Source organism: Enterobacter sp. Tr-810 (assembly GCF_011752765.1).
In the GTDB taxonomy this organism is placed as follows: Bacteria; Pseudomonadota; Gammaproteobacteria; order Enterobacterales; family Enterobacteriaceae; genus Enterobacter; species Enterobacter soli.
In genome coordinates, this window is sequence record NZ_VWWW01000005.1 from 119,268 (window position 1) to 145,661 (window position 26,394).

The 26,394-nt window shown below is 53.6% G+C and carries 29 protein-coding genes and 3 tRNA genes; 8 read left to right on the forward strand and 24 right to left on the reverse strand.

What is annotated here, in order from left to right; genetic code table 11:
* Nucleotides 1–59: 59 nt before the first annotated feature.
* The 17 genes from F3J30_RS15355 to F3J30_RS15435 form a co-directional block, all read right to left on the reverse strand.
* Complete coding sequence (locus F3J30_RS15355; RefSeq protein ID WP_166717805.1) at nt 60–533, reverse strand: hypothetical protein; 474 nt, start codon at nt 531–533, stop codon at nt 60–62.
* Nucleotides 534–535: 2 nt separating this feature from the next.
* On the reverse strand, nt 536–1,276 hold the full coding sequence (locus F3J30_RS15360; protein WP_166717806.1) for a helix-turn-helix domain-containing protein: 741 nt from the start codon (nt 1,274–1,276) through the stop codon (nt 536–538).
* Between the two features lie 131 nt (nt 1,277–1,407).
* Entirely contained in the window at nt 1,408–2,361 is a 954-nt protein-coding gene (locus tag F3J30_RS15365; RefSeq protein ID WP_166717807.1) for a spore coat protein U domain-containing protein, read from the reverse strand.
* A complete protein-coding gene (locus tag F3J30_RS15370; RefSeq protein WP_247650593.1) occupies nt 2,352–4,646 on the reverse strand; it encodes a fimbria/pilus outer membrane usher protein in 2,295 nt (764 codons plus the stop codon). The genes F3J30_RS15365 and F3J30_RS15370 overlap by 10 nt, the downstream gene beginning before the upstream one ends.
* Nucleotides 4,555–5,331 (reverse strand): fimbria/pilus periplasmic chaperone, encoded by a 777-nt coding sequence (locus tag F3J30_RS15375; protein WP_166717808.1) that lies wholly within the window; start codon nt 5,329–5,331, stop codon nt 4,555–4,557. The genes F3J30_RS15370 and F3J30_RS15375 overlap by 92 nt, the downstream gene beginning before the upstream one ends.
* 2 nt (nt 5,332–5,333) lie before the next feature.
* Entirely contained in the window at nt 5,334–5,831 is a 498-nt protein-coding gene (locus F3J30_RS15380) for a spore coat protein U domain-containing protein (RefSeq protein WP_014068773.1), read from the reverse strand.
* A gap of 12 nt (nt 5,832–5,843) precedes the next feature.
* Nucleotides 5,844–6,395 (reverse strand): helix-turn-helix transcriptional regulator, encoded by a 552-nt coding sequence (locus F3J30_RS15385; RefSeq protein WP_166717809.1) that lies wholly within the window; start codon nt 6,393–6,395, stop codon nt 5,844–5,846.
* Nucleotides 6,396–7,031 carry an EAL domain-containing protein gene (locus F3J30_RS15390; protein WP_166717810.1) on the reverse strand — a complete coding sequence of 212 codons (636 nt, stop codon included), beginning with the start codon at nt 7,029–7,031 and terminating at the stop codon, nt 6,396–6,398.
* Nucleotides 7,032–7,214: 183 nt separating this feature from the next.
* Complete coding sequence (gene opgB, locus F3J30_RS15395) at nt 7,215–9,506, reverse strand: phosphatidylglycerol--membrane-oligosaccharide glycerophosphotransferase (RefSeq protein ID WP_166717811.1); 2,292 nt, start codon at nt 9,504–9,506, stop codon at nt 7,215–7,217.
* Nucleotides 9,507–9,775: 269 nt separating this feature from the next.
* Entirely contained in the window at nt 9,776–10,261 is a 486-nt protein-coding gene (locus F3J30_RS15400; RefSeq protein ID WP_014068777.1) for a DUF2501 domain-containing protein, read from the reverse strand.
* Nucleotides 10,262–10,347: 86 nt separating this feature from the next.
* Nucleotides 10,348–11,085 carry a DNA replication protein DnaC gene (dnaC, locus tag F3J30_RS15405; protein WP_166717812.1) on the reverse strand — a complete coding sequence of 246 codons (738 nt, stop codon included), beginning with the start codon at nt 11,083–11,085 and terminating at the stop codon, nt 10,348–10,350.
* Nucleotides 11,082–11,627, reverse strand: a complete 546-nt coding sequence (gene dnaT, locus F3J30_RS15410; RefSeq protein ID WP_166717813.1) for a primosomal protein DnaT — start codon at nt 11,625–11,627, stop codon at nt 11,082–11,084. Before dnaT ends, dnaC begins: the two co-directional genes overlap by 4 nt.
* A 324-nt stretch (nt 11,628–11,951) precedes the next feature.
* Nucleotides 11,952–12,380: an organic hydroperoxide resistance protein gene (locus F3J30_RS15415; protein ID WP_014068780.1), complete on the reverse strand. Its 429-nt coding sequence runs from the start codon at nt 12,378–12,380 to the stop codon at nt 11,952–11,954.
* A gap of 84 nt (nt 12,381–12,464) precedes the next feature.
* On the reverse strand, nt 12,465–12,917 hold the full coding sequence (locus F3J30_RS15420; RefSeq protein ID WP_014068781.1) for a MarR family transcriptional regulator: 453 nt from the start codon (nt 12,915–12,917) through the stop codon (nt 12,465–12,467).
* Nucleotides 12,918–12,958: 41 nt separating this feature from the next.
* Complete coding sequence (locus F3J30_RS15425; RefSeq protein WP_166717814.1) at nt 12,959–13,597, reverse strand: TetR family transcriptional regulator; 639 nt, start codon at nt 13,595–13,597, stop codon at nt 12,959–12,961.
* Nucleotides 13,598–13,662: 65 nt separating this feature from the next.
* Complete coding sequence (locus tag F3J30_RS15430) at nt 13,663–14,136, reverse strand: threonine/serine exporter (protein ID WP_014068783.1); 474 nt, start codon at nt 14,134–14,136, stop codon at nt 13,663–13,665.
* A complete protein-coding gene (locus F3J30_RS15435) occupies nt 14,127–14,903 on the reverse strand; it encodes a threonine/serine exporter ThrE family protein (protein ID WP_166717815.1) in 777 nt (258 codons plus the stop codon). The genes F3J30_RS15430 and F3J30_RS15435 overlap by 10 nt, the downstream gene beginning before the upstream one ends.
* 410 nt (nt 14,904–15,313) lie before the next feature.
* Between F3J30_RS15435 and F3J30_RS15440 the strand changes: the two genes are divergently transcribed.
* Nucleotides 15,314–16,051 (forward strand): LuxR C-terminal-related transcriptional regulator, encoded by a 738-nt coding sequence (locus tag F3J30_RS15440; RefSeq protein ID WP_014068785.1) that lies wholly within the window; start codon nt 15,314–15,316, stop codon nt 16,049–16,051.
* Nucleotides 16,048–16,683, forward strand: coding sequence for a DNA-binding transcriptional activator BglJ (gene bglJ / locus F3J30_RS15445; RefSeq protein ID WP_166717933.1), 636 nt, complete (start codon nt 16,048–16,050; stop codon nt 16,681–16,683). Before F3J30_RS15440 ends, bglJ begins: the two co-directional genes overlap by 4 nt.
* Nucleotides 16,684–16,718: 35 nt before the next feature.
* Here bglJ and F3J30_RS15450 read toward each other — a convergent pair whose 3' ends face one another.
* A complete protein-coding gene (locus F3J30_RS15450; protein ID WP_014068787.1) occupies nt 16,719–17,177 on the reverse strand; it encodes a YbaK/EbsC family protein in 459 nt (152 codons plus the stop codon).
* 328 nt (nt 17,178–17,505) lie between these two features.
* Between F3J30_RS15450 and F3J30_RS15455 the strand changes: the two genes are divergently transcribed.
* Nucleotides 17,506–18,852, forward strand: a complete 1,347-nt coding sequence (locus tag F3J30_RS15455) for a PTS sugar transporter subunit IIC (protein WP_166717816.1) — start codon at nt 17,506–17,508, stop codon at nt 18,850–18,852.
* Nucleotides 18,853–18,940: 88 nt separating this feature from the next.
* Here the strand turns inward: F3J30_RS15455 and fhuF are convergent, their stop codons facing one another.
* Entirely contained in the window at nt 18,941–19,729 is a 789-nt protein-coding gene (gene fhuF / locus F3J30_RS15460) for a siderophore-iron reductase FhuF (RefSeq protein WP_166717817.1), read from the reverse strand.
* A 95-nt stretch (nt 19,730–19,824) separates the two neighbouring features.
* Complete coding sequence (locus F3J30_RS15465; protein WP_166717818.1) at nt 19,825–20,889, reverse strand: diguanylate cyclase; 1,065 nt, start codon at nt 20,887–20,889, stop codon at nt 19,825–19,827.
* Between the two features lie 216 nt (nt 20,890–21,105).
* Between F3J30_RS15465 and F3J30_RS15470 the strand changes: the two genes are divergently transcribed.
* Nucleotides 21,106–21,375, forward strand: a complete 270-nt coding sequence (locus F3J30_RS15470) for a DUF1435 domain-containing protein (protein ID WP_074392804.1) — start codon at nt 21,106–21,108, stop codon at nt 21,373–21,375.
* A gap of 41 nt (nt 21,376–21,416) precedes the next feature.
* Here the strand turns inward: F3J30_RS15470 and F3J30_RS15475 are convergent.
* From F3J30_RS15475 to rsmC, 4 genes are all read right to left on the reverse strand, one after another.
* A tRNA-Leu gene (locus F3J30_RS15475) sits at nt 21,417–21,502 on the reverse strand.
* A 34-nt stretch (nt 21,503–21,536) separates the two neighbouring features.
* Nucleotides 21,537–21,622 (reverse strand) — tRNA-Leu (locus F3J30_RS15480).
* A 28-nt stretch (nt 21,623–21,650) separates the two neighbouring features.
* Nucleotides 21,651–21,736, reverse strand: a tRNA-Leu gene (locus tag F3J30_RS15485).
* A 172-nt stretch (nt 21,737–21,908) separates the two neighbouring features.
* Entirely contained in the window at nt 21,909–22,937 is a 1,029-nt protein-coding gene (rsmC, locus tag F3J30_RS15490; protein ID WP_166717819.1) for a 16S rRNA (guanine(1207)-N(2))-methyltransferase RsmC, read from the reverse strand.
* 102 nt (nt 22,938–23,039) lie between these two features.
* On the opposite strand from rsmC, the gene F3J30_RS15495 reads away from it, so the two are divergent.
* The 4 genes from F3J30_RS15495 to prfC all read left to right on the forward strand — a co-directional run bounded on the left by F3J30_RS15495 (nt 23,040) and on the right by prfC (nt 26,243).
* The gene (locus F3J30_RS15495) at nt 23,040–23,453 is read left to right on the forward strand and encodes a DNA polymerase III subunit psi (RefSeq protein WP_014068793.1); all 414 of its coding nucleotides are present in this window, start codon (nt 23,040–23,042) and stop codon (nt 23,451–23,453) included.
* Nucleotides 23,422–23,865: a ribosomal protein S18-alanine N-acetyltransferase gene (gene rimI / locus F3J30_RS15500; RefSeq protein ID WP_014068794.1), complete on the forward strand. Its 444-nt coding sequence runs from the start codon at nt 23,422–23,424 to the stop codon at nt 23,863–23,865. The genes F3J30_RS15495 and rimI overlap by 32 nt, the downstream gene beginning before the upstream one ends.
* A gap of 19 nt (nt 23,866–23,884) precedes the next feature.
* Complete coding sequence (yjjG, locus tag F3J30_RS15505) at nt 23,885–24,562, forward strand: pyrimidine 5'-nucleotidase (protein ID WP_014068795.1); 678 nt, start codon at nt 23,885–23,887, stop codon at nt 24,560–24,562.
* Nucleotides 24,563–24,653: 91 nt separating this feature from the next.
* A complete protein-coding gene (prfC, locus tag F3J30_RS15510; RefSeq protein WP_166717820.1) occupies nt 24,654–26,243 on the forward strand; it encodes a peptide chain release factor 3 in 1,590 nt (529 codons plus the stop codon).
* Nucleotides 26,244–26,394: the final 151 nt, after the last annotated feature.

The following is a 26,394-nucleotide window of genomic DNA, read 5'->3' on the forward strand; positions in this document are numbered from 1 at the left end:
CCATGCAGCGCCCGGGGGTGGGTTGGGCGCTGTTTTTTTCTTTTTCCGATCTGAGCGGCTTAATCTGCGCAGATCAGCAGTGGCGAGTAGAAGTTACTGATCACCATCGCATCTTCAGGCGTGCGCTCCAGCGTGATCAGCCTTTTCTTGCCCAGCGTTAAACCCGCAATGTACTTCTCAAAAATGCCAGCTGGCAGTTCATCGTGACCAAATTTTTCAATCTTCAGGATGGTGATTTCATAGAGCGAATTTTGCATTTTCTGCCAGCTAAACGTTTCCTGGCGGGACACCTGCCACTGATGCTGGTCATTGAAGACGTCCCCATTAAGGGTGAAATACCCGGTGCCATCGGTATGAAAACGCAGGGTAACGCCCCCTTCAAAGCGGAACGAGCTGGTAGCACGCAGGTCGGAAAAAGTTATATTTCCCTGGCAGACAAGGGAAAACGGCGGCGTGTGGCGATACCAGAGCAGCGCCACAACGGCAAGGATCAGATTGAAGGCGATAATCAGCGCCATTTTTTTGCGCGTCATGGTTACCACTCGTAAGTGTAAAGCGTGCGGCAGGCGCTGGCTTTACCCTGTGTCAGGGAGCATTGAGAGAGCACTAACCGCCCTTCGTGACCATAGAAAAGCGTATTTTGAATGTGCAGATAAAAGATGGAGTTCTTCAGACAGGGAAGGTTGCCATCATGCTGGATATTCTGAGCAAGTGTGATGGCCTTGCTGTGAAACACATCTGCCAGCGGGGAAAAGGTGTAGACCGGGCACTCGCCGATGTGGGTCAGCAGGTGCATTTTCGCGTGATCCTGGTTTTGCTTGATCACCAACGACCAGATGCACAGCGCCAGCACGCAAAGGGTCAGCGCACTGCAAAACAGCAGTTCGTAGCGCCAGCGGCGCGGTTTTTTAACCGGCAGACTCTGCGTTTCGGCACTGCGTAGCGGGGTGACCGGAATATCTGCACTCAGCATAAACCCCATTTTGGGCACGGTGACGATGAACCCGGTATCAGGGACAAGACTTGCCAGCATTTTGCGCAGGATGCTGATGTACTGGTTGAGCGAATTATTTGAGCCCTGAAGGCCGCGTTCGTCCCAGACGTCGCGCAAAAAGCCTTCGCGCTCAATGACATTGCCGTGGTGGGCGACCAGCAGTTTCATGATGGCGTTCGCCGTGCCGGTGAGCATCTGAGGCTCTTCTTCTGGCGCACCGATAAGAGAAAACGATCCGTCTTCGTCGCTATAGACGAGGACATCAGCAAGCAGGTATTTCATAGATAATGGCAAAACAGACAGAGAGAATGGAATACAAACGGTGAGTGTTGAGCGCACAGTTCATCAGGTCAGGTTATTATTTTAACTGACTTGTTACCGATAACATTGATCCAGGCGGGTTTTTATTCAGATTAATAAGTGAGCGTTACCACCACGTCATCGCTGAACTCCCCTGTGCCGGTCAGAGGCTGTGCGGGGACCACTCCGTAGATGCTGTAGCTCTGAGTTCCTCCTTGTTCGTTTGACACATTCATCGTGTTACCGCTGCTTTGATCTCCCCAGCTTTGTGTAGCGCTGGCGTCCTGCCACAGCCCGTAGCGCAGACACTGTCCTGTGTTGTTACAGACCTGGCGTTGGTTACCGCTGGAGTGCGCGCCCGTGCTCAGGCCAAGCGAAAAGGCGGTTCCCGCCGGGCAGCGTGCCGTAAGGGTGGCGGTCGAACGGCTGGCGCTGAGTGTGGCAGAGCTGGTGAGCGTGCCAAAGTTGAGTGGGGTGACACGCTGAATGAAACACCCGTCCGTAAGGGTTGCTTCTGCCCGGCTGGAGCCCTGGATTTGTTCGCCGTCAGCAGAGCCGTCCTGGCAGCTTTTTAACGTTTCCTGCGAGCTGGCGCTGTGCCAGGCGATACGCAAATCCATGTTGTATTTGAAATAGCTGCGAGCCGGGAGCTGGCTTTGCCCGCCAGGAATGGTGGCGAGCAACGGGAAACTGCCGCTGACGGTTGTGTTGCTGGCCGCAACCAGGGTTTGCTGCATCAGGTTGCCGCTGGTGGGCAGGCTAAGTTCCTGCGCACGGTCGGTGGCGCTGAATATCCGGAACAGCAGGGTGTATTGCTTTCCCTGGCCATCGCCCACCGACATCATCTGAAACGGCGGGGTGTCGGTACTGCTCAGACAGACATTGATGTACTGCGTGGTGCCGTAGTCGGCCTGGCAGCTGAATTTCACTTTTGTACTGGCTGAGACGGCTTCCCCTGCCACCATATTGCCGAAGTTTATGTCCGCCCCGGATGTCATCCAGCAGCTCATGGCCAGAGCGTGCAGCGGCGTGAACAGTATCAGGAAAATCAGCGTTTTTACCGGCATGGTTGCTCTCCGAGGTTGAAGCGTGATGCCGATGACAGCGTTGGGAGAAGGGCGACGTGGCATGTCCCCTGAGCCATTGTTACCACCAGTTCGCCGGGGAGCGGGGGATCTTCGAGCCAGATAAAGCCATCGCGCCCAACGATGGTTGCCCCGCGTGGCGTGGAGACAACGCTACCCATCGGCAAGGGCTGGTGCCGGGAATTGACCAGCCGGGCCTGCACGGACACCGCGTGATGCACATCGAAATCGACTTTCACCGCCGTCGCCGTGCCGGGCCGGGCGTAGATATTAGTCACCGGGGTCATCACATCCGCAGGCAGGCTCAGCGGATCGATGGTCACTTTACTGTTGTGGTAGCGCGGCAGGTCGGTCAGCAGCAGATAGCCTTCGTCATCGGTTTCACCTGCTGGTCTGTTTTCCAGCAGCACAGGGACATGGCCGATACCGCGCGTGGAGATCAGCGCCAGCCCTTGCTCGTTGTAGCGCAATGCGTGAAGGGTACTATCAAGCAGCGTCAGGCTGCCTTCGCCGGTGGCATACTGGCTGCGGGTATGGTCGCCCCTTTCCATCCCGATGTGCCATTCACCGTAGCGGCTCAGGTTACCCACATCGGCATACTTTTCGCCGTTTTCACCAAAGGATTGCCCCGCCTGCCACGACCAGCCGCCGGTTTGTTCGTTCGGTTGATGGCGATAATCCAGCCGGGGAGTATTACGGCTCGCCTGCACGGAGAGGGTATCGTGGCTGCCAAACGGAATGGTCATCATCAGCTGAACGGTATGGCTGGCGTCTGAGAGAGAGCGGGTGTAGCTCAGCGTGGCCGAGATTTGCAACGGGAGCGTTGCGGACCAGGAGGCGTTGAGATAGCGCTGTTTGCTGCCTTGCAGATTTTGCTGCACCCAACCCGCACCCAGAGTGCCAGCGTGGCGAAACGAATGGCTAACCCACAGGGTATCGCTGCGTCTGGCGGGCAAAGTCCCGCTCATGCGGGCATTATCGGCAAAGTTTTCCTCACTGCGAACGGTGCTGGCAGAAATGCCCGTGCCGTTGCCGTTCCATTGCCAGCCCGTCCCCCATTTTATGCCCTGGCCGTACTGACTGTCGCTGTAGGCAATATGCTGGCTGACAATGCCAGCCCGGGGGGAAATCAGCCAGTCGCTGCCGATACCGGCGTTATGCATTCTGCGCTGCTGCTCGGTATGCAGCGCCAGCGTCAGATGGTTGTTTACGCCGTAACGCCAGCCTGAATCGAGCATTGGCGAAGCGGCATAATCGTCTGAGCGTACCGCGTAGTTTTGCCGGGCCCAGCCAAGATCCAGTGCGCCGCTGCTCAGCCCTTCGGCCAGCATTCCCGGCGCACCGTACAGATCGAGCAGCACGGTACGGCGCTGCCCGTTGATATCGGTGACCACAACCTGCGTCTGCCCGCTACCGGTAAATGTGGGAAGGGTGTCCAGGAGGTAGTCGCCCGGCGCAACGTTCTGGCTGCTCTGCTTTAGTCCGTCAATATAGAGATCGACCGTTGAAGGTAACACCACGCTGTCGCTGTATTGCGCCCGCGGCGCGGTGTTGAGCTGCGGATTGAGCTGGAAGTTCCGCGCGAAATGAAGCCCGCCAAAGCGGACCTGGCGGCTCCAGCTTGTGCCGGTGGTGATGCTATCCCCAAGCGTCAGACTGGTGAGCGACGCCGGGTTATCCCATTGCCATTGCGTCATCAGCCGCGTGTTCGTGCTGCTGCTCTCATCCCCCGCGCGGCTGGAAAAACTGCTGCTCAGCACACCGGGCATCACGCCGGAGGCGGTGAGCGTGGTTTGCGCGCTGGCCTGACGGGCAGCATAAGTTTCGCTGGCATACAGTGAGTAAGCCAGCGTCAGGGCGCTGATGGGTTCGGCCAGCGGATAGCCGGACATATGCTCAGGGGCTTCACTGACCAGATGTTGTTGATTATCCAGCGCGCTGGCGCTCGCCAGGATCGTCGCCTGTTGCGCCAGCGCATCCACGCTGACCTGCACACCGGGCAGTGCCGACAGCTCAATCCACTCGTGGTTATCCGCCGGTGCCCGCAGCCCCAGTTTTTTGATATCGCTGCGGGCTATCCACAGCGCATCACCCGCCACGCGGCAGGCCCAAAGCCCGTCGCGCTCTGCGTGATTCAGGGTGATGGTCAGCCACTGCGTTTGCTCAGCCAGGGGCTCAGCGCGGGCTGAGTGCACTATCGCGAGCCAGAGAAGTAACGCCAGCAGTAAACGGGCGTAAATCAATCTTGCTGGGCTGGTGGTTTTCATTGAGCCAGGCCCGCAACGCGCTGAGCGGATGGCGTGGAGTCTTCTTGAGTGTAAGGACATACATCTGCCCCGGCAGCACGTAGCCTGCCAGGCCTTTCAGTGTTTCGACGACCTGCCCATCAGCTGCCAGAGCCTGCACGTTGCTCAGACGAATATGGTGGTCACCGGTGTTATGGCACTGGATGGTGGCGCCGGAGCTGGCCACTTCGCAGCGCAGGGCGCTGTCGTTGCTGCCGGGTGCCAGAATCCCGGCGATAAACACCGGGATGGAGTAGCGCAGCAGGAAGTGCACCGCATTGCGGTGCGACGCGTCAGGCGCCTCGGCCGGTAGCTCATCAATCACCAGGCGATAGCTCTGCTCCTGCGCGCGTGCGCCAGGCTGCAAAACAATGATGCGCACCAGCTGCTGCTGGCCGGGCGCCAGGCTGGTCATGGCCGGGCTGCTGACCACAGCATCCGTCTGGGTGAGGCGATCCTGGCCGTTTTCCTGCGTCCAGTCATAGACGCGGATCTGCGCATGGATGGGGGTGTTGCCACTGTTGGTGAGGTACAGCGCCGTGGCCCGCTGATCGTTGTCCAGATCCAGCGTCACCGGCGCAACCTGAAGGGTTGCGGCAAGCGCGTAGCGTGAGAGCAGCATCAGCGTCAGCAGCCACAGGGCTACCAGAAGAAAAGGGCGTCGCATGTTCAGTACACCAGATTCAGGGTGATGTCATCGCTGTATGAGCCTGCCTGAGCGGTCGCGAGTGCGCCTGCCTCAATCACGCCATACAGGGTTTCCGATTGCTCCTGACCGTTACCGGTTCCGGTGAGCCCCTCGCTGCCGGTTATCTGGGTCTGTTTGTTTTCGTCGGCGTAGAGTTTCCAGGCGATGCTCTGCGCGCCGCTGCCGGAGTCATCCGGTTTTAGCCAAAAGGTGCCGTTTTCGCTGGTGTCACGGCTGAGGGCTGAGAGGGTAAACGGAGTGCCATTGGTGCAGGTGACGTTAAGTTGCGTACTGGCCTGAATCTCAGCGGTTTCATCAGAACTGTGACGCGAAAAATTCAGGTCGTTGGCGTTAATGGTGCAGGATTTTACGACTTCGAGCGTGACGTGCATGGTCGCCGTTGCGGTGGTATCCGCAGACATCACCGTGGCAGGAAGTAAAAGCGTGGTGCAGCAGAACAGCGCGGGGACAAGTTTCATGGTCTTTTTCCGTTAAAAATAGAGCGACTGCTGTTCCAGCAGGCAGATTTTGCGGTGAAACTCCGCCAGGGTGTGGCAGTGGAATTTTGTCATCGCATTACGCTTGTGGGTGTAGATGGTTTTGGGCGATTTGTTCAGCAGCTGTGCGATGCGCACCAGGCTTATCCCTTTGCTGATAAGCGTGCAGACCCGCAGCTCTGAACGGGTCAGGGTGGCGTTGGGTACGCTTGCGTTGGTGAAATTTTCAGTGCTTAAGCGCAGGATCAGCTGCGACACCGACAGGTTGGTCGGCATCACTTTCACCCGCTCAGAAGGCAGGTAGATCTGGATGTCATTGACTCGCGAGGCTTCGGTAAAAACCAGACTGTGTTTATAGGGCGAACTTTTCATGACCTGTTCGCGCATTCGCAGAATGCTTTCCGGGCTTACGCCATTGCTCCAGAAAATATCTGGCCGGGGGGCCATCATCGTCGAAATAAGCGCTTTAAGGCCGAGCCACAGGAAATAGTTGTCGCTCAGAATGATGATTTGATAATCGGCGTGTGTGGTGTGAGACATGTTCATTTACTTATTCCACAGGTAACCCTGGCCGTAATCCGCCGCGCTGGCGCGGGCAAGTGCAAAGTCGGCAAAGGTTTCAATGCCTTCAATCAGCACCTTGCTGGCCAGCGATTTGCAGCGCTGCGTCAGGTGCAGGAAGTGTTCTGTTTCCGTCCTGCCGGACCAGAACGCCTGTTTGTCGATTTTTACGCCGTAGAATAAAAACTGGCAGGCCAGCAGCTGCGGCAAAATGGCTTCGTAAACATCGTCCGCCCACACCTCAACTCCCCACTGGCGCAGGGACGCTATCCGCTGGCGCAGGGTGCGGGTGTCTTTCTGGTTGAGCTGCACGATTTGCTCAAGATCGGTCACTTCGATGGCAAGCAGTTCCGGGCGCGGTGTTTCCAGGATCAGGCGGGTGTAGAAGTCCTCTTCCAGCAGCAGATCGGAGGTAGCGTTCAGGTAATATTTCCCCCGCGCGTTGCAGTTCATTGCATGACGAAGCTGGGTAAAAAAATGCTGTTTACGCTGGGCAAAGGACATCGCTCTGAAGTAGTGCTCAAGATTGACGTGCGGTTTTGCCGTGGACAACATTTCCCAGGCAATCACATTTTCAGTATGTAATGCCCGGATGGATTCGAATTTGTAGCCAGTTAACATGATGGGGTTGCGTGAGTTCTCGTCGTAAGTTGATGAGTTACGCAGTGTAGGGATAGGGAGTGTCCCAGGATATTTATAAATAAATTTGTCTTATATAAAGAGTTTTAATCTGATTTATAAATTATCTATAGGATTTTGAGCGGTGCTTTGTGCGCCCGACACGATGCCGGGCGCGGAGTGTGATTAACCTTCGTTGCTCACAATTTTGATTTCTACCATCCCGATACCCAGCTTACGTGGCGAGTGGCCGAGGATATTGCCTTCATTGGTAGACTGCGGGTCTGGCGGCGCAATGACCAGGGTATTGCTGCGCGACGGGTTGTCGAAATGCAGCGTGGTGGTGGTGACATCATTGCCGAGCGTCAGCGCCTGAACGGTATCACCGACCCGCACCGGGATTGGATGATGGGCGTTAGGGCCAAATGCCTTCGCGGTGATCACCAGATCGAATTTTTCCGGTAGCGGATGGGCGTATTCGATTTTCACTTCATCACCCAACTGGGCATTGGACCAGCGACCCCAGGATTCAGGGCGCGAGATCCCGCTGAACTGCTTCACCTCTTCCGGCGCGCCGGCCACGTTAAAGATAAAGCTGTCGGCTTTATAACGAATATCGTTGTCGACGATTTTCAGCATGTCGACGTTGCGCTGGTAGCGGGCTGTGTCGATGACCGTATCTTTAAAGGCGGTTTTACCTTTCCACTGGGCTTTATCGACGTGCTGAACGATCTGTTCCCCACCAAGCTGCCCCTGGGAGACACACCAGTCGGTTGAGAGCGACAGCGGCTGCGACCAGAGCTGGCCCATTTTGTAGCATTGGTCTACCCAGACGAAGTTATCGCGCGGGGCGAAATCCGCCAGCTGGTAACGCAGTGGCGCAGAGTATTCACTTTCCGGCAGCGGCTCTACGCGGTTATCCGACACGCGAAGCAACAGCGGCAGGCGGAAATGGCTGCCCGAGAAGGCAATCATGCCTTTCTGCTGATCGATGGTGAAGTCTTTCATCTCTTTCGGGAAGTTCCACAGGCGGATGATATCCGGCTTCCACGCGAGGATTTTTTCCTTCATGTTGAGGAACACTTCCGACAGCGACTGCCCGGACAGGGTGCTGCGGCCCAGGCCAATAAAGTTATCGCCGCCCAGGATATCCAGCACGGTGGCGCCGTTATCCATCGAGTTACGTTTGGTGGCAATCACATCCTGCTGCGGCTGGTCGCCACGCAGAATGAAGAACAGATTGCTACGGTCCTGTTTGTTGAGCTCATCCCATGCGCTGTTTTTCATCGCCAGATGGTCAGAGGAGACAACAATCACCGTATTTTTAAAATAGGGTGAGGATTTGATTTTTTCGATCAGCGCGGCGATATGTTCCTGGCTGCACGTTACGGCGCTAAAGGACTTATTGTTTTTACCGTCGATTTCGTAGCTTTTGCGCTGACAGGTGCGGGACACAAATCCGTCAGGATGGTGTGTATCCACCGTCAGGGCGAACAGCGAGAAGCGCTGGCCTGAGCGGGAAAGTTCTTCAAATTTCTTCCAGGTTTCATCCAGCACGGTATCGTCGTAGAAGCCCCAGTCGTTACGATAGGTGGGGTCGGCTACCGTGGTTTTTAACTCTTCTGAGCCATAAAGATGATCAAAACCGTGTGATTTCAGGAACACGTCTTTCCCGGCAAAACGCAGGTTAGCGCCCTGCACGAAATAATTTTCGTAGCCGGAGTTTTTCAGGATATCGCCAAGACAGATATTCTGCGGGAAGAAGCTCGACATGGACGCCGACGCGTTGCCTTCAAACGGGGCAAACAGCGGAATACCACACTGGGACGCGACCATCCCGGCGATGGTGTAATCGGTGCCGGGTAACTGCATGGTGTGGCTGAAATCAAGACCTTCGTCTTTCAGCGGGCCAAGGTCGGGAGTCAGATTCGGGAACGCGTCGTTATCAAAGTAGGTCCGCTCCAGGCTCTCACCGTAGATGTAAACCAGATTGAGCTTCGGACTGGCGATTTTCTTCGACGGCTCTTTGTAGTACGCAGCAAAATCAGGATCGCCATCGCGCGACTGGGATTTGACCAGCTCGGTGATTTGGTGGAAGGCCGGGCTGGCATCCACTGAGGCCAGTGCCAGGAACAACGCCAGCAGGCTGTAGCCAAAATGATGTGGATGATGCCGGCGACGACGCAGTACCCAGGCAAGCGCACTGAAGATGACGACCAGCGATACCACAATACCCAGGCCAGGAAGTATGTACTTACCAACACCAGCGCCAGTCAGGCTGTTCGTCAGAGTATAAAGCACCGCGTCATTAATGCCGTCGCCCGTAAAGTAATCGCTCGCATATAAGGTAATGTTGAGAACAATAAAAATACCAAGCACCACCAGCGTGGCGATAAACCACCAGGTGTTGCGTCCGGCTTTCCAGGCGTAGACGCCCACGGAGGCAAGAAAAAGGGTTAGGGACATTAACTCTGACAACAGCATATCCTCATGACGCCAGGCGCTTAGCTGGCTAACTGGTTATTTTTTGGTAATACAATGTAATTGCGATGTCGTCTAGCTGCAATTTTAGTGTCACTAAAATGTGCTGTTGTTAGGATTTGGTTTAGAAAACCAATTTTTTGAAGGCGGTCGCATCCTGGCTGGCGGACGCTGAGACTGTGGCAGGTGGTGAAAACGCTCATTTAGCGCCGCGTTGTAAGACTAACGTATTAAACGCGGCGTGTTGTGGCAGAAAATGGGGTCGATCAGGAGATGAAATTCATGCCCTGTTTCAGCACCAGATCGCAGGCTTTGGTTTTCACTTCTTTCGCCAGCGAAGAGTTACCGAGGGTGCTGAGGTTAAGCTGCTGGCCGTTTTGCGCATTCAGCAGGCCCTGAATACCGTCCATATAGTTGGTATCTTGTTTTTGCTCCTGCGTATCCAGACCCAGTTTGCCAAGCACCTGGTTTTTAATGTTCTGGGTGTCGGTCACGGAAGCCAGTTTTTGCTTCGCGCAATATTCCAGAATACCTGCCGCGTTGTTCATGGTGCCTGCGCTCAGGCTCTGGCTGCTGCTACCTAACAAGCTGGTGAGGGAAGAGGCGGACAGGCCACCCTGAGAGCTGCTGCTGCTCTCTTTGGTAAGCTCGTTGGCGGCGCTGGTCAGTGAATCTTGCCATGATGCGGCCTGCGCAACGCCGGATACCAGCAGCGCGCCTAATACTGTGCTGAGAAGAACGTGTTTTTTCATAATTGCTTACTCGAACAAAGCCCGTTTTGGGCCGAAAGTGGAGTCAGTATATACCTCTTGTCGCGCCGGTATTTCCTGGAAATTTCCTAATACTCTTTGCCGGTAACGCGACTGCGATAACTATCCCAGTCAAAGATGACATACAGGCTGTTACCGAGCTTCATACGATCCATCACGCGTTCACCCAGCAGACGGGTCATTTCGTCGATATTGTGGTTAGTCAGCATTCCGGTTGGGCGTTTTGACGAGGAACGGCGGTCGACAATCTGGTTGATGATCACCTTTTCATAGCGAGATTCGGTCTGAACGCCAATCTCATCAATGACCAGTAAATCGACGTTACTCAGGTCGTTAAGCAGCTGTTCTTCGCTGGTTTCGCGGTTGCTGAAGGTGTCTTTCATGGCGGACATGATATCGGCCACAGTGATAATCAGCACCGATTTACCGCGCAGCAGCAGCTCGTTACAGATGGCGGCTGCAAGATGATTTTTCCCGGTGCCGGGCTTACCGCTGAAAATGAAGCTGGCGATGTTACCGTCGAATTCGTCTACATACTGACGTGCGGCGGCCAGGGCGTTCATCTGCCCCTGTGATTCCACTTTGTAGTTTTCAAACGAGCAGTTCTGGTGCAGCGGGCGGATGCCGGAGCGGTTGAACGTGCGCTGCATTTTCATGGCCCGGTTTTCACGGGCGAGGGCAGCGGCGCGGATTTCACCTTGCTCTTTCTGCCAGGCCAGAAGTTCTTCACCGGTCGTAAACGCGGGTTTGACATTGGCAGGCATCATTTTTTGCAGACGTTTCATCAGGTCGCCGACGTTTTTCATTTAGCACCTCGGAATCCATTGGGGATCTGTTTGTCTGGTTCGGAAAAGGCGTTGATATCGCGCTTTGGCTGGCCGCCGTTACTGGCGCGGTTCATCTGAATGCTGCGCGCAAGTTTTTGCTGCCACTGGACATGATGGAACACTTTGCCTTCAGCCTGCCAGTAGGCGGTGAATGCCGCCAGCTCTTCGGGGGTAACGGTTTGCGCGAGCGCAATCCCCCATAACGCGGCCTGGCGCTGGAAATCGGCGTCAGGTTGCCATCCGGCGTACATGGCAAATTTCCCCATCGGCACGGCGACCGGGGCGCTTCCCGGCTCTTCAAAGAACTGGTTATCCAGAGTCACATCGCTCGCTGGGCGCGACAGACGCGCTTCGAGATCCAACAGCTGCGCCAGACGTTCAGGCGTGATCGCATAAAACGCGGGTGCGTTATCAGCGAATACCGCGAGCGTGCCGTTTTCGGCGTTGGTCAGTACACCACGGGGATCGTGCATAAACGCATCGATACCCGCAATGCTGGTGGTCAGGATTCTGGAAGACATAACACTTTCTCTACTGATTACTACGGGCGTGATATGGGCTTATGGTAGCACAGAGAGGAAGAGGGGATGGAGGGGGAAAGTGCAGGTGACCCTCTCCCACCGGGAGCCCGGGTCGCCAGGGTAGCGGCGGTGAGCTACCCTGGCACGTTCATGGGTATTGTGGTGACAGAGTAGCAAGGAACATAAAGTGAACGGAGTAACCACTACAGCCGTATGTTCCCCCTCACCCCAACCCTCTCCCCAAAATGGAGAGGGAGCCTTCCGTGCTCGTATTTTTTGTGGGGATCCCTCAACCCACCGGTAGAGGGAACCAATCGGCCGTGATTACGCGATGATATTCAGCGTCACGTCGATATTGCCGCGAGTGGCGTTAGAGTACGGGCAAACAATATGCGCAGCATCAACCAGTTTTTTCGCTTCGGCTGCATCCATACCTTCAACGTGAATGTTAAGTTTCGCTTCGATACCAAAACCAGTTGGCAGCGGGCCAATACCCACTTCGCCTTCGATAAACGCATCTTTCGGCAGGGAGAATTTATCGCGGGCTGCAACGAACTTCATCGCACCCAGGAAGCAGGCAGAATAGCCGGCTGCGAAAAGCTGTTCCGGGTTAGTCACTTCACCACCCATGCCGCCCATCTCTTTTGGCACACCCAGTTTCACATCCAGTACGCCGTCGGAAGAGGTTGCACGGCCATCGCGGCCTCCGGTTGCTTTTGCTTTGGCAGTGTAGACAACTTTTTCTAAAGACATGGCAGGTTCCTCATCTTGCATTTATACGTGCTATTAAATAGCGTGCGATATATATATGTAAATAAATACGCGTAAAGTATAGCCTTACGCGCGCTGTAGCTGTTGTCGCAAAAGTTCAAGCTGTTGCTTAAGCTCTGCCAGGGTGGCGGTATCACATTTTGCCGCACAACCCACCGCCTGCGGAATACCTACGGCCTGTTGTTGCAGGCTACTTCCCGCGTCGCTCAGGGTTACCACAACCTGACGTTCATCTTTACGGGAGCGATGGCGGTTAATCAGCCCGGCGCTCTCCAGACGTTTCAGCAAAGGCGTGAGCGTGGCGGAATCAAGAAACAAACGTTCGCCAATCTCCGACACCGTAATATCATCCTGCTCCCACAGCACCAGCATCACCAGGTATTGTGGGTAGGTCAGGTTAAGCGGTGCCAGCAGTTGCCGGTACAGCTTGTTAAGCGCCAGGTTTGCCGAGTAAAGGGCAAAACAGAGCTGGTTATCCAGCAGCAGCGCGGGGGTGGTGTCGTTCGTTTTTGCGTTCATGAGATGAATATAGGTAGTGCACGATATAATTGCAAGCTATTTTATGGGCAGGTATAGCGGAGCGCCACCTGAACTGCCATTTTACGATAGTGCTGGCGTTGCGCCTGCTCGTCTGCGCCATCTTCAAACAGCAGCGTAAAGGTGTAGCTGTTAGCAACGTAGTGGAAGCTAAAACTGCTGATAAGACGGTGAAGATCGCGCGCGTCTACCGTCTGATTAAACAGCTGCTTTTCTTTTCCGCGTTGCAGGATCCCGGCGAGAAGTTCCAGCGCACTGCGGTTGACCTGACGCAGGTAGCTCGACTGCTGCATAAAGCGGCCGCGCTGCATGTTTTCCATGCAGATAATACGGATGTAGTCCGGGTGGTCGGCGTGATAATCAAAGGTGGACTCAACCAGGTGCACCAGCGCTTCAACAGGCGGCATTCCAGCCAGGCTCAGCTCTTTTTCACTGGCGCGGATTTGCGTATAAACGTGCTCCAGCGCCAGTAGATAGAGATTTTCTTTGTTTTTGAAGTGGTACACCACCATGCGTTTGGTGGTGCCTGCCTTTTCCGCAATCTGTTCCATGCGGGCGCCGTTCAGCCCATACTCGGCAAAAAGCTCGATGGCGCTGTGAAAAATTTTATCCTTCAGGCTGCCTTCATTGTGGTCGGGGAATTCGCTGCCAGGGTTAGCCACTTCATTTCCTTATCGTCACCAAACGGAATGCAGGGATTATCACCACGGCAGCGCGAGAACACAAATCAAACGCGCGGGCGCTTGCGATACAGCCATAATCCAGGGATAGACAGCCCGATGGAGAGCGCGCCGACAATGGATGAGGCTTTGAGGAAATTACTGAGCAGCAGGATCATTTGCGGCTCGCTGTAGCCGAAGTGGCTGATTTTCACCGCCGAAATCATCGCTGTGTAGGCTGAAATACCCGGGAACATGGGGATAACCGCCGCCACGGTGAAGACCTTCGGATGTGCCAGATACCAGCGCGACCACTGAATGCCAATGCAGCCGACCAGCATCGAGGCCATAAAGGTCGACCATTCGATGTTAAAGCCCGTTGTCATCATGACCATGCGCGAACCGTGGCCGATAGCACCCAGCAGGGCACACCAGGGTAACGCCCGACGCGGCACGTTGAACACCATGGCAAAGCCAACGGCAGGAATGGCGGCCAGAACCATGTCCTGGGCCAGTGCTAACAGAAAATCAATCACGCCCATCCCCGTAACCCCCACAGTGTCATTGCCATTACTACGCCGATACAGGTTGCCAGGGTCAGCAAGCTGGCTATAGCCCATCGTGCGAGGCCGGTATTGATGTGCCCTTTAAACATATCGGCAACGGAGTTTATCAACGGGAACCCCGGCACCAGCAGCAATACGCTGGCTGCCATTGCAATGGTCGGCGTGCTGGCGAACGTGGGCAGGCGCAGCAGCAAACCTGACACGGTTGTCGCGACAAAGGCGGTGATGCAAAAGTTAATTTGCGGGTGCAACTGCCGGTGTGTCAGAAGCTGGCGAACATACATGGCAATACTGCTGGCGAAAAAGGTGATGACTGCTCCGTCCCAGCCGCCATTATTCAGTTTGCAAAAACAGGCGCAGGAGAGCCCAACCATCAACACCACAGCCCAGCGAGGGTAACGTAACGGTTTGATTTGGTTGAAGCGTTTTTCTATCTCGTGCAAATCCAGCAGCTTGTGCTCAGCGAGGATAACAATGTGCTGCACCTCGGTGACGACGTGCATGTTAATGCCGCGATCGTGGTTTTTGCGGGTTGAGGTTAAGCATTGACCGTCTTTAATCGTCGTTAGCACAATGGCGTTGGAGGAGATGGAGCTTTCTACGCTGTCCATCCCTAACGCCAGCCCAAGACGAGTAGAGAGTTCTTCCACCAGGGCGCTTTCTGCACCGTGTTGTAATAGAAAAAGCCCACACTGAATACATAGCCGCGTTACGGCACGTTGCGTTGACTGATCTGCCTGCATGTTTACCCTGAAAAGAAGAAGGATTGCTTGCCTGATGGCCCTGAATGTTTACTTTTAGCACAAAGTGCGGGATCGCTGGCTCTGGGTCAGATCAAGATTTGTGCAAAGAGTTGCAGCGATGATGTGCCGGGGCGTCAGGCGAATAATCATTCGTAATTTGAATATTTAATTCTGGAATATTCAAATTATATATTTAGTTTTGCTAATTTTATATTTTCAATATTATAACGGTAGTGTAATTAAAATTTATTTCTATTTGTGAGATATTAGACCTGTTTGGGGCAATTCTTATACCATCGAGCTTTATCTTAATATCTGCCAGTAAAAATCGTCTTTTCATTCAGGAATGAATAAACATTTATCTGAATGCGTTTAACACTATTTAGTAAAAGAAAGGATTCGGAGGATCTATGTTGCCATTGAATGGTAAACACGGAGTAGTCATCAGCAAGATACCTGTTATGCAGTCTGGCCTGGGCGGGGTAATGGCACGTAATTTCCCTGACTATGAACTGACCTATTGTTGTTCGTTACAAGAACTCACGTTGCTTCAGCTGCGCAGGGCTGACGTTATTATTGCGGATATTTCTGGTGATTACAGGAACCCGCGCGGCACCCTTGAGCAATATTATGGGTTGTTAAATCAATACCGGGGGATCCACTGGATATTCCTGGTTTCTCGTCCGCTTTACGCAAGCGCGGTTGAGCTGCTCATGCGGCCTGAAACAACGCTATTGTCCGATATGGAACCGATAGAAGGCGTCATTACTGCGATTCGTGCTGGCAGAGAACGTGCCGAGCGAATAAGCCAAACCTTACTCACGCCGGATTCCCAGGAGTTCGGTGAAAAGAGTGAATCGTTTATCGCGCTAACCCATTCGGAACGTAAGGTACTGCGTCTGCTGGGTAAAGGTTGGGGAATTAATCAAATTGCTACATTGCTCAAGAAGAGCAACAAAACGATCAGTGCTCAAAAAAACAGTGCCATGCGACGGTTGTCATTGCGCAGTAATGCGGACATGTACGCATGGATCAGCAGTGTACAGGGAATGAGAGAGCTGAGTCTGATGTCAGCCTATGGGGAGTTTGAGGAATGGAAAAGACCACTGCAACAAGACATATCGCCCTCATCGAAAATTGCACAATGAGTGCGATTGGGCTGATGCATCTCTTCGCTATGCCACAACTCAGTGATTATAAGCTGCATCTGTTTACATGTGCCGATAGTTTAAAAGCTGCATTTTCCCATACTTCCTTTTTTTCGGTTATTTATTCACTCTCAGATGCGCGTGAAGAACGCCGGAATTGTCTTTCCTGTATGCGGGAGCTTGCCCTGACTCATAACGATATACAGCGGATTGTATTGGCATCTGATGAGATGGAGGCGAAGCTGGTTAGCCACCTTTTTCCATCCCGTCTTCACGGCATCATCAACAAAGCGGTTCCGCTGATTGAGCTACTGGATGAACTGTCGGCATTGCTGAGTGAAACCCGGCGTGTGAATGACAATATGCTCAATCACTGGTACGTGAGCCATAACCGGCTGTTGAGTCCTACCGAGCGGGCTATTTTGCGTTTTATGTCTTTTGGGTACTCCATCCCGGAAATCGCGACCCAGCTTGAACGCAATATTAAAACGATCCGGGCACATAAGTTTAATGCCATGGTGAAGCTGGGGGTGAATTCGGATGTGGGGTTGCTGGATGCAGCCGATCTTCTTACACATCTTCCTGTTGGGGAAGGTCGCCGAACCGCATTAACTGTTCCGGCGTTTTCGTAATGCTATCCAGCGCCAGATGAGCTCTGGCGCTGCGATTAAATGCAGACATCTACCCATTTTGCCGAGGTTAGCTCAGCCATTCTCTCCGGGGAAATGCGCACTGCGCTGTGAATGGCCCCCGCAGCAGGTAGCACTTCCGGGTATTGTTTTAAGGAGACATCACAATAGACCGATAGAGGGTTTTCCAGCCCAAATGGGCAGACGCCTCCTACAGGATGGCCAGTGACGGTGACCACTTCATCACTGCTGAGCATTCGCGCTTTTGCGCCAAATGTGTCCTTCAGTTTTTTGTTGTCCAGGCGCGCATCTCCCTTCGCGACAACCAGGATCACTTCGTTTTTCACTTTTAACGATAGCGTTTTGGCAATTTGCCCCGGTTCAACGTGATGAGCGGCAGCAGCCAGCGCAACGGTCGCAGTGCTTTGGCTAAGCTCAATCACTTCTATCTCGGGTGCGTTGTCGGCAAAAAACTGCTGTACAGACTGCAAACTCATTGTTTCCTCCTGACAAATATCCTGCGTAATCTGTCATAAGAAATTATGCTCTGTAAATATCTCTTAAGTAACAAATATCCCATATGGCCGATTTCTGGATCGCCTTCACATTCACGGAAACCGGTTACAGTAACCGGTTGCAGAGCGTGAGTGAGAGATTAATACTGATTACGTAACGTCCCCTGTATCCAATAATAAGAGCAAATTATGAAACCATTCCGTTTGAGCAGTACTGCTGGTAAACGACCCGGCAAGGTTGTGAAGCTGATGTATGGAACAACGTGTGGCGTGAATGCGCCCGAAACGAACGTCTGACAGGAGATCTGCTATGTCTGCCAACCATGCTGCGTTTAATCTGATTTTCCGTTTCGTTGAGAACTATGTCAGCCCGATTGCCGGGCGGATCTCCTCCCAACGTCATGTGATGGCTATCCGTGACGGGTTTATCTCCGCCATGCCATTCATGATCGTCGGTTCATTCTTGTTAGTGTTTGCTTACCCACCATTCTCGCCAGATACCACCTGGGGCTTTGCCCGCGCCTGGCTGGATATGGCGAAGCAATTTGAAGGCCAGATCCTGACGCCGTTTGATATGACTATGGGCATTATGTCCATTTATATCTGTGCGGCCATCGCCTATAACCTGGGCAAACATTACGTTAAGTCGCATCAGCTTGACCCGTTCATGTGCGCCATGCTGTCGCTGATGGCATTTCTGCTGGTAGCTGCGCCGAAAACCAAAGGCACGTTGCCGGTAGACAGCCTGGGCGGCACAGGGATCTTTACCGCCATTCTGGTTGCCGTTTACTGTGTGGAATTGATGCGTTTCCTGAAAGCGCACAACATCGGTATCCGCCTGCCGGATCAGGTGCCACCGATGATCAAAAACTCGTTCGACCTGCTGATCCCGGTCCTGGTTGTGGTGTTGACGCTTTACCCTCTGAGCCTGTTGATCCAGTCTGAGTTTGGGATGCTGATCCCACAGGCCATTATGTCTATCTTTAAACCACTGGTTTCTGCGGCGGACTCATTACCGGCGATCCTGCTGGCGGTACTGATTGGCCACTTGCTGTGGTTTGCGGGTATCCACGGGGCGGCAATTGTCTCCGGGATGCTGCAAATGTTCTGGCTGACCAACCTCGGTGCAAACCAGACGGCACTGGCAGCCAGCCAGCCGCTGCCACATATCTTTATGGAAGCGTTCTGGACGTTCTTTATCGTGATCGGCGGTTCGGGCGCCACGATGGGGTTGGTTATCTGCTACCTGCGCAGCCGCTCCGCACACCTGCGTTCGATTGGCCGTCTGAGCGTTGTACCAAGCTTCTTTAACATCAACGAACCCGTTATTTTCGGTACGCCAATTGTCATGAACCCGGTGTTCTTTATTCCTTTCCTGTTGGCACCGATGGTTAACGCCGTGCTGGCGTGGGCGGCAATGAAGCTGGATCTGATTGGACGCGTGATTTCAGTTGTTCCCTGGACGGCTCCAGCTCCTGTCGGCGCGGCCTGGGCACTCGGCTGGGACTTCCGTGCTGCGGTGCTGGTGATTCTGCTGGCGCTGGTTTCCGCCATCATCTACTTCCCGTTCTTCAAAGTGTACGAGAAGCAGCTGCTGGAGCAGGAAGCAGAAGAAGCACAGCGTAATGCCGGAGAGGACAACCAACAGGTTGCCTAGGTAAAAGCAAAACGGCAACTTCGGTTGCCGTTTTTGATGTTTGTACCCTCTCCCGGTGGGAGAGGGCATCGCCGGGAAAATCACACCATTACTTCAGCGTACAATCCCCACATTGCTGAACATCCGGCAAGCGATAGCGCTGACAGCAGGTACGACGAACCAGAAGCCCGTCACGTGGCACAACGGTGCGGAACAGCGGGTTATCGCGGCCATCGGAAAGTTGTTTGGCAAAGAAACAGGACTGGCGCAGGGCTTCGACTTTCTCATCGCCGAGCAGCGGTTTCATCTCCGTCAGATACCAGTGAATTAAATAACCAGTATTACTCCAGATTAGCTTCCCGTTAATTTCACCTGTCTCTTCCAGTGCATCAATCACCGGGATCAACGCGCGAGTGACAAGGCTCTCCATGCGCTCCTGGGCAGAAAGGTGTCCCGCGTGTTTATCTTCATGGAGATCAATCCAGAAACAGGCCGCTCGCCCGGTTTCGTGGAACTCTACGTGGAAAAATTCCGGGGAGAGGTCCAGCATCGCGTCCTGGGTTAACAGGGCCAGCATCATCGGAGGAACCATTAACCCGACATACCACTGCGCCCAGAGGGAGAGCAGCGGTTTGTTTTCCCGCGCCATAGTGGGCTGGTTACGATAGATATGGTCTGAATAGGCGGCAAACAAGGATTGCCGCTCTACCGGAGTACGCCATTGAGCAAGCGTCATGGCGTGATGTGGGTGCGGTTCATCCAGCTTTATGAAATCCAGCAGATGAGCGCGCGTTTCGGCGATTTTCTCCCGAATGGCGTCCGCAAGCGTAACACTCCCCGTGGAGAGACTGGCTCGCCAGAGTAGAGGCTCAACGGCTTGTGCGGTACGAGTGGCCATAGTTTCGGATAGGAATCTAAATGATAATGATTGCCAATCCTAACTATAGATAATACCGATCGCAAGACTTTTGTCCGGGATGTGCGACAGCGCGGTTAAGTCGTTTGCAGCTCTTCGCTGTACAGGATGTTGTTACGCCCCATATGCTTGGCTTCATAAAGCGCTTTATCCGCTTTTTCCAGCGCCGCTTCGACGTCTTCCCCTTCAAAAATGGCAATACCAATACTGATGGTGACATTGGTTGCCACGCTTTCATTAAACATATGCGGGATTTTTAAATCGTACACTTTCTGGCGGATGCGCTCAGCCGTCAGTCGCGCATTCTCAAGTGAGATGTTGGTCAGCAGCACCATAAACTCTTCGCCACCAAAGCGGGCAACGATGTCGCGCGAACGCACAGCGTCACGGATCGCCGCAGAGACGCGGATCAGCGCCTGATCGCCCATCATATGACCGTAGTGGTCGTTGTATGCCTTGAAGTGGTCGATATCCAGCAGCAGAACAAAATGCTCGCCGTTTTCCACCGTTGGCAGGTTATCGAGCCTGGTTTGCAGGCCACGTCGGTTATACAGACCAGTGAGCGGGTCCACCAGGGTGAGGTCGGTAAGGGTTTCTCGCTCTTCCAGTAAGCGGGTAAGCAATTCCTGGGCGAAATTGTCATTACGTCTTTGTAAAACGTGATGAATACCAATAGCCACCATCGGCAGGGCAAAGGAGTAGGCCATTCGCAGCCAGCTGTCATGATTGCTTAACCACAGGCAGACGACAAAAGTTGGCAACGAGTGCAACGTAAATGCTTTGATATTACTGACAAATGCCAGCGAACCAATAAAAAGCACCGTTAATAATGCCATGACCAGATAGGTGGCCTGATCGTGCGTAAGCAACGAAAATTTAGCGGTGATTTGCCAGGCCCATAAAAGACCAAATATCGCTGAAACAACAGGAATATTTATTTTTCGTTTTTTGTTTTTCCAGTGCCAGATGAGCAAACCGATGCTGAGCGTAAAAATAGCGAACAAGGGGATGGATAACAGGCGGACAGAATAGAGCGGGTTTGTTACCGAGAACAGTGCAGAAGCAGCATTCAAGGATAAAAACAAACGTAAAGATAATTGATATTTCTTGTTGACCAAAGAACGCCAGGATTGTGATGTCATATTAGTGCGTTTATTAATATTATTTAATTAAAACAAACAAATAGGTGTTGGTTTGGAATTGTGAGTGCAAAAAAATTCGAATTATAATTATCAGAAAACGGTTACGGCAGTTAACAGGTGAGCAATTTATCACCTTAGACATTTCCTGTCATTATGGGAAAGGTAAAGGTCGATGAATTCTTGTTCCGCGTGCTGACAGGTGATAATTATTATCATATGATATTGATTATCATTATTGGTGTGAGAGAGCTAACCATGTTGAGTAAAGCGCTGGGAAGTGCCTGGGGTGTGTTGTTGCCTGGGGTGATCATTGGCGGTCTGATGTTTGCCGATCTCTCTGTCGACATCTGGAAACTGATTATTGTGTCAGGGTTACTGATGACATCGGCGATGATCTGGCATAAGCAATTACGGCACTTTGTGTTGTTGCCATCATGCGTTGCGCTGGTCAGCGGAATGCTGGTGATACTGATGAGTTTGAAATAAAGAAAAAAACGGAAGGAACATCAGAGGGATAATAAGATAATTGGTGCGAGGGGGGGGACTCGAACCCCCACATCCTAAGGACACTAACACCTGAAGCTAGCGCGTCTACCAATTCCGCCACCTTCGCACAGTCATCTTACTATTTTTTGATATCGCCTCGTTGGTGCGAGGGGGGGGACTCGAACCCCCACATCCTAAGGACACTAACACCTGAAGCTAGCGCGTCTACCAATTCCGCCACCTTCGCCCAGTGCGAGCAATATCAACGTGATTTATGGTGCGAGGGGGGGGACTCGAACCCCCACATCCAAAGGACACTAACACCTGAAGCTAGCGCGTCTACCAATTCCGCCACCTTCGCATACCATCGATACTGTAAAAGTATCGTAACCACGGAGGCGCATTCTAGATGTTTTCAGCTTTTCGTCAACAGAAAAGTGCGCGCTATGCCTTGATTGATGCAAAAATGGTCGGAACAGCGACGTCTGTTTGCCGGAAGGTGCTGACGCTTATCCGGCAAACAGATCCGGGGATTACTTTTTGGCCTGACGCGTCATCACGGTGCGGTACACCTTAAAGCGTCCGGTCTGGGCAATCACTTCGTGGAAGCCGAAGGTTTCATCCAGCACTTTCGGGTACGCCAGGAAGGCGTTGGCGACGATACGCAGTTCACCGCCGCTGTTCAGGTGACGTACTGCGCCGCGGATCAGGGTTTGCGCCGCTTCAAGGCTGGTTTCCATCCCGTCGTGGAACGGCGGGTTAGAGATGATCATGTCAAAGCGACCGGTCACGTCAGAGAAGACGTTGCTGGCGATCACTTCACCTTCAAAACCGTTTGCGGCAAGCGTTGCACGGCTGGCTTCAACCGCTGGCGCACTGACATCACACAAGGTTAAGCGTACTTTTGGTGAATGGCTGGCCAGCACTGTTGCCAGCACGCCCGCACCACAGCCCACGTCCAGCACTTTACCTTTGGTATGCGGCGTCAGGGTGGATAGCAGCAGTTTGCTGCCTACATCCAGATAGTCGCGGCTGAAAACGCCCGGCAGGGTTTTGATGGTCAAATCATCAAGTTGGTATTCGCCCCAGAATTTATCTGCATCAAACGATGGCTGTTTTTCCAGGCGACCGTGGTACAGGCCACAGCGGCGGGCGCTGTCGACTTTGTTCAGAGGCGCGTACTCTTCCAGCATCTGTTCAGCACTGCGCACGCCGCTGCGGTTTTCACCCACCACGAAGATGTCGCAACCCACTGGCAGCAGGGAGAGCAGGTTCATCAGCTGGAACTGGGCTTCCGGTTTATTCTTCGGCCAGTAGTAGATCAGCGTATCGCAGTCGGCGATATCGCTCTGCTCTGCCACCAGGCTAAAGCGCGCGCGCTCGCCCATCTGGCGGCTCAGCACCTGCCAGTGGTGGTAATATTGGGTGTGGGCACGGCTTTCAGCACAGTCGAAACGCGCAGGCAGGTCATCCTGCATATCTCCGGCAAACAGAATACGGCTTTCTTCGAAATCATCACTGTGACGCAGCAAGACTTCACTTGCCGGGGTAAATGCAGACATGAATTGTTCCTCAATAAACTCAGGCGGGGATTATAGTAGGTAGATGGCGCACTTTCGACACATTTGCTATATTTGCGCGCCTGAGAGACAGGAGCTTTCCCTATGACATCCCGACGAGACTGGCAGTTGCAGCAACTGGGTATTACCCAGTGGGCCTTGCGTCGCCCGACGGCGTTGCAGGGTGAAATTGCTATCGCTATTCCTGCGCATGTTCGCCTGGTGATGGTGGCGGAGGCGCTGCCTGCCCTGAATGAAGCCCTTATTGGCGATGTTCTTCTTAGCCTGAAGCTCACGCCCGATCAGGTATTACAGCTGACGCCAGAACGGGTCGCGATGCTGCCTCCTGACAGCCGCTGTAACAGCTGGCGGATGGGAGAGGTAGACGAACTCGCCCTTGAGGGAAGCCAGATCAGCTCTCCCGTACTGGAAGAGCTAAAAGCAAACCCAAAAGCGCGCAGCGCGCTGTGGCAACAAATCTGCAAATATGAACACGATTTCTTCCCTCACGACGCCTGATCTGACGACAGCGTTCGCGATTGAAACACGCGCCCACGCATTTCCGTGGAGTGAAAAAACATTCGCCAGTAACCAGGGCGACCGCTATCTGAACTACCGTCTGGATGTCGATGGCACGATGGCAGCATTTGCCATCACTCAGGTCGTTCTGGATGAAGCAACGCTGTTTAACATCGCGGTCGACCCGGCGTTTCAGCGCCGTGGGCTGGGAAGGGAGCTGCTGGAGTATTTAATTCGCGAGCTTGAAACCCGTGACGTTTTCACCCTGTGGCTGGAAGTACGCGCATCGAATGTCGCCGCCATCGCACTCTATGAAAGCTTAGGCTTTAACGAGGCGACAATCCGCCGTAACTACTACCCCACCGCAGAGGGACGTGAAGACGCCATCATCATGGCTCTGCCGCTTGGATAACTAAAATAAGGTTGTAACGATGAAATGGGACTGGATTTTCTTTGATGCCGACGAAACGCTGTTTACGTTTGACTCGTTCGGTGGCCTACAGCGGATGTTTCTGGATTATAGCGTTACCTTCACCGCTGAGGATTTTCAGGACTATCAGGCGGTTAACAAACCGCTGTGGGTGGATTACCAGAACGGTTCTATCACCGCGTTACAGCTGCAACATCAGCGCTTTGATGTGTGGGCAGAGCGTCTGAAGGTGAGCCCAGGTTCACTGAATGATGCCTTCCTGAATGCGATGGCCGATATCTGCGCGCCGCTGCCGGGTGCAGTTTCCCTGCTGGATTCCCTGAAAGGCAAGGCGAAACTGGGCATCATTACCAACGGGTTTACGGCACTACAGCAGATCCGTCTTGAACGTACCGGCCTGCGCGATCATTTCGATGCGCTGGTGATTTCCGAAGAAGTGGGCGTACCAAAACCCGATCCGCGTATTTTTGATTACGCGCTGGCGCAGGCAGGCAATCCTGACCGCGAACGCGTGCTGATGGTCGGGGACACCGCCGAGTCGGATATTCTGGGTGGCATGAACTCGGGCTTGTCGACCGTCTGGTTGAATGCGCACGGTCGCGTGCAGCCTGAAGGTATCCAGCCGACCTGGACCGTCTCGTCATTGAACGAACTGGAGCAACTCCTGTGTAAACAATGATTGCCTGCCCCCTGTTGATGGGTAAAATAGCCGCAATTTTGTATTCCATGATGCGTGGCGTGCTGCCGCGCTTATAAAAGAAGATTTGATTATGACGTTGTCTCCTTATCTGCAAGAGGTGGCCAAGCGCCGCACTTTTGCCATTATCTCTCACCCGGATGCCGGTAAAACGACCATCACCGAAAAGGTGCTGCTGTTCGGACAGGCTATTCAGACTGCCGGTACGGTTAAAGGCCGTGGCTCCAGCCAGCACGCGAAATCCGACTGGATGGAGATGGAAAAGCAGCGTGGTATTTCGATTACCACCTCCGTGATGCAGTTCCCGTATCACGACTGCCTGGTGAACCTGCTGGACACCCCGGGCCACGAAGACTTCTCTGAAGATACCTACCGTACGCTGACGGCGGTTGACTGCTGTCTGATGGTGATCGACGCCGCAAAAGGTGTAGAAGACCGTACCCGTAAGCTGATGGAAGTTACCCGTCTGCGCGATACGCCGATCCTCACCTTTATGAACAAACTCGACCGTGACATCCGCGATCCGATGGAAGTGATGGATGAAGTGGAAAGCGAGCTGAAGATCGCCTGTGCGCCAATTACCTGGCCAATCGGCTGCGGTAAGCTGTTTAAAGGTGTTTACCACCTTTATAAAGATGAGACTTACCTGTATCAGACCGGTAAAGGCCACACCATTCAGGAAGTGCGCATTGTTAAAGGCCTGGACAACCCGGAGCTGGACGTAGCGGTAGGCGAAGAGCTGGCCGCACAGCTGCGCGACGAGCTGGAGCTGGTGAAAGGCGCGTCTCACGAGTTTGACAAAGAACTGTTCCTCGCAGGCGAAATTACCCCGGTCTTCTTCGGTACCGCGCTGGGTAACTTTGGTGTTGACCATATGCTCGACGGTCTGGTGGAGTGGGCGCCACGCCCGATGCCACGCAAAACCGACACCCGTGAAGTGGTCGCGCAGGAAGAGAAATTCACCGGTTTTGTGTTTAAAATTCAGGCCAACATGGACCCGAAACACCGCGACCGCGTGGCCTTTATGCGCGTTGTGTCCGGTAAATATGAGAAAGGCATGAAGCTGCGCCAGGTGCGTATCGGTAAAGACGTGGTGATCTCCGACGCTCTGACCTTTATGGCGGGCGATCGTTCTCACGTTGAAGAAGCCTATCCGGGTGACATCATCGGCCTGCATAACCACGGCACGATCCAGATTGGTGATACCTTCACCCAGGGCGAAATGATGAAGTTCACCGGCATCCCGAACTTTGCGCCGGAGCTGTTCCGTCGTATTCGTCTGCGCGATCCTCTGAAGCAGAAACAGCTGCTGAAAGGCCTGGTACAGCTTTCCGAAGAGGGTGCGGTACAGGTGTTCCGCCCAATCGCGAACAACGATCTGATCGTGGGTGCGGTCGGTGTGCTGCAGTTTGACGTGGTAGTTGCGCGTCTTAAGAGCGAGTACAACGTTGAAGCGATTTACGAATCTGTAAACGTGGCGACCGCGCGCTGGGTTGAGTGTTCTGACGTGAAGAAATTCGAAGAATTTAAGCGTAAGAACGAGATCCAGCTGGCGCTCGATGGCGGCGATAATCTGACGTACATCGCCCCAACCATGGTTAACCTGAACCTGACGCAGGAACGCTATCCTGACGTTCAGTTCCGCAAAACGCGCGAACACTAATCCCCTCTCAGAGCACGGTTTTCACCGTGCTCTTCTTAATTCCCTGCCTTATTAGACCCTTGCGGAATGTTCTTAAATCATCCCGTTCTTCGTTGTTTCGCCTGTTTTTTGACCGATTCTGAATGCGACACCGCGAGACTGTTCTATATTT

What these genes read in the sequence shown, in the direction of transcription:
- F3J30_RS15415 (WP_014068780.1), bottom strand. Translation starts at nt 12,380, where the DNA reads ATGTCTTTAGAAAAAGTTGTCTACACTGCCAAAGCAAAAGCAACCGGA.
- F3J30_RS15430 (WP_014068783.1), bottom strand. Translation starts at nt 14,136, where the DNA reads ATGGGCGTGATTGATTTTCTGTTAGCACTGGCCCAGGACATGGTTCTG.
- F3J30_RS15360 (WP_166717806.1), bottom strand. Translation starts at nt 1,276, where the DNA reads ATGAAATACCTGCTTGCTGATGTCCTCGTCTATAGCGACGAAGACGGA.
- F3J30_RS15470 (WP_074392804.1), top strand. Translation starts at nt 21,106, where the DNA reads ATGATATTGATTATCATTATTGGTGTGAGAGAGCTAACCATGTTGAGT.
- F3J30_RS15450 (WP_014068787.1), bottom strand. Translation starts at nt 17,177, where the DNA reads ATGAGTTTGCAGTCTGTACAGCAGTTTTTTGCCGACAACGCACCCGAG.
- F3J30_RS15375 (WP_166717808.1), bottom strand. Translation starts at nt 5,331, where the DNA reads ATGCGACGCCCTTTTCTTCTGGTAGCCCTGTGGCTGCTGACGCTGATG.
- bglJ (WP_166717933.1), top strand. Translation starts at nt 16,048, where the DNA reads ATGAGTGCGATTGGGCTGATGCATCTCTTCGCTATGCCACAACTCAGT.
- F3J30_RS15370 (WP_247650593.1), bottom strand. Translation starts at nt 4,646, where the DNA reads ATGAAAACCACCAGCCCAGCAAGATTGATTTACGCCCGTTTACTGCTG.
- F3J30_RS15355 (WP_166717805.1), bottom strand. Translation starts at nt 533, where the DNA reads ATGACGCGCAAAAAAATGGCGCTGATTATCGCCTTCAATCTGATCCTT.
- F3J30_RS15435 (WP_166717815.1), bottom strand. Translation starts at nt 14,903, where the DNA reads ATGCAGGCAGATCAGTCAACGCAACGTGCCGTAACGCGGCTATGTATT.
- F3J30_RS15455 (WP_166717816.1), top strand. Translation starts at nt 17,506, where the DNA reads ATGTCTGCCAACCATGCTGCGTTTAATCTGATTTTCCGTTTCGTTGAG.
- dnaC (WP_166717812.1), bottom strand. Translation starts at nt 11,085, where the DNA reads ATGAAAAACGTCGGCGACCTGATGAAACGTCTGCAAAAAATGATGCCT.
- F3J30_RS15385 (WP_166717809.1), bottom strand. Translation starts at nt 6,395, where the DNA reads ATGAACATGTCTCACACCACACACGCCGATTATCAAATCATCATTCTG.
- F3J30_RS15495 (WP_014068793.1), top strand. Translation starts at nt 23,040, where the DNA reads ATGACATCCCGACGAGACTGGCAGTTGCAGCAACTGGGTATTACCCAG.
- dnaT (WP_166717813.1), bottom strand. Translation starts at nt 11,627, where the DNA reads ATGTCTTCCAGAATCCTGACCACCAGCATTGCGGGTATCGATGCGTTT.
- F3J30_RS15465 (WP_166717818.1), bottom strand. Translation starts at nt 20,889, where the DNA reads ATGACATCACAATCCTGGCGTTCTTTGGTCAACAAGAAATATCAATTA.
- F3J30_RS15440 (WP_014068785.1), top strand. Translation starts at nt 15,314, where the DNA reads ATGTTGCCATTGAATGGTAAACACGGAGTAGTCATCAGCAAGATACCT.
- F3J30_RS15400 (WP_014068777.1), bottom strand. Translation starts at nt 10,261, where the DNA reads ATGAAAAAACACGTTCTTCTCAGCACAGTATTAGGCGCGCTGCTGGTA.
- prfC (WP_166717820.1), top strand. Translation starts at nt 24,654, where the DNA reads ATGACGTTGTCTCCTTATCTGCAAGAGGTGGCCAAGCGCCGCACTTTT.
- fhuF (WP_166717817.1), bottom strand. Translation starts at nt 19,729, where the DNA reads ATGGCCACTCGTACCGCACAAGCCGTTGAGCCTCTACTCTGGCGAGCC.
- F3J30_RS15365 (WP_166717807.1), bottom strand. Translation starts at nt 2,361, where the DNA reads ATGCCGGTAAAAACGCTGATTTTCCTGATACTGTTCACGCCGCTGCAC.
- rsmC (WP_166717819.1), bottom strand. Translation starts at nt 22,937, where the DNA reads ATGTCTGCATTTACCCCGGCAAGTGAAGTCTTGCTGCGTCACAGTGAT.
- yjjG (WP_014068795.1), top strand. Translation starts at nt 23,885, where the DNA reads ATGAAATGGGACTGGATTTTCTTTGATGCCGACGAAACGCTGTTTACG.
- rimI (WP_014068794.1), top strand. Translation starts at nt 23,422, where the DNA reads ATGAACACGATTTCTTCCCTCACGACGCCTGATCTGACGACAGCGTTC.
- F3J30_RS15380 (WP_014068773.1), bottom strand. Translation starts at nt 5,831, where the DNA reads ATGAAACTTGTCCCCGCGCTGTTCTGCTGCACCACGCTTTTACTTCCT.
- F3J30_RS15420 (WP_014068781.1), bottom strand. Translation starts at nt 12,917, where the DNA reads ATGAACGCAAAAACGAACGACACCACCCCCGCGCTGCTGCTGGATAAC.
- F3J30_RS15390 (WP_166717810.1), bottom strand. Translation starts at nt 7,031, where the DNA reads ATGTTAACTGGCTACAAATTCGAATCCATCCGGGCATTACATACTGAA.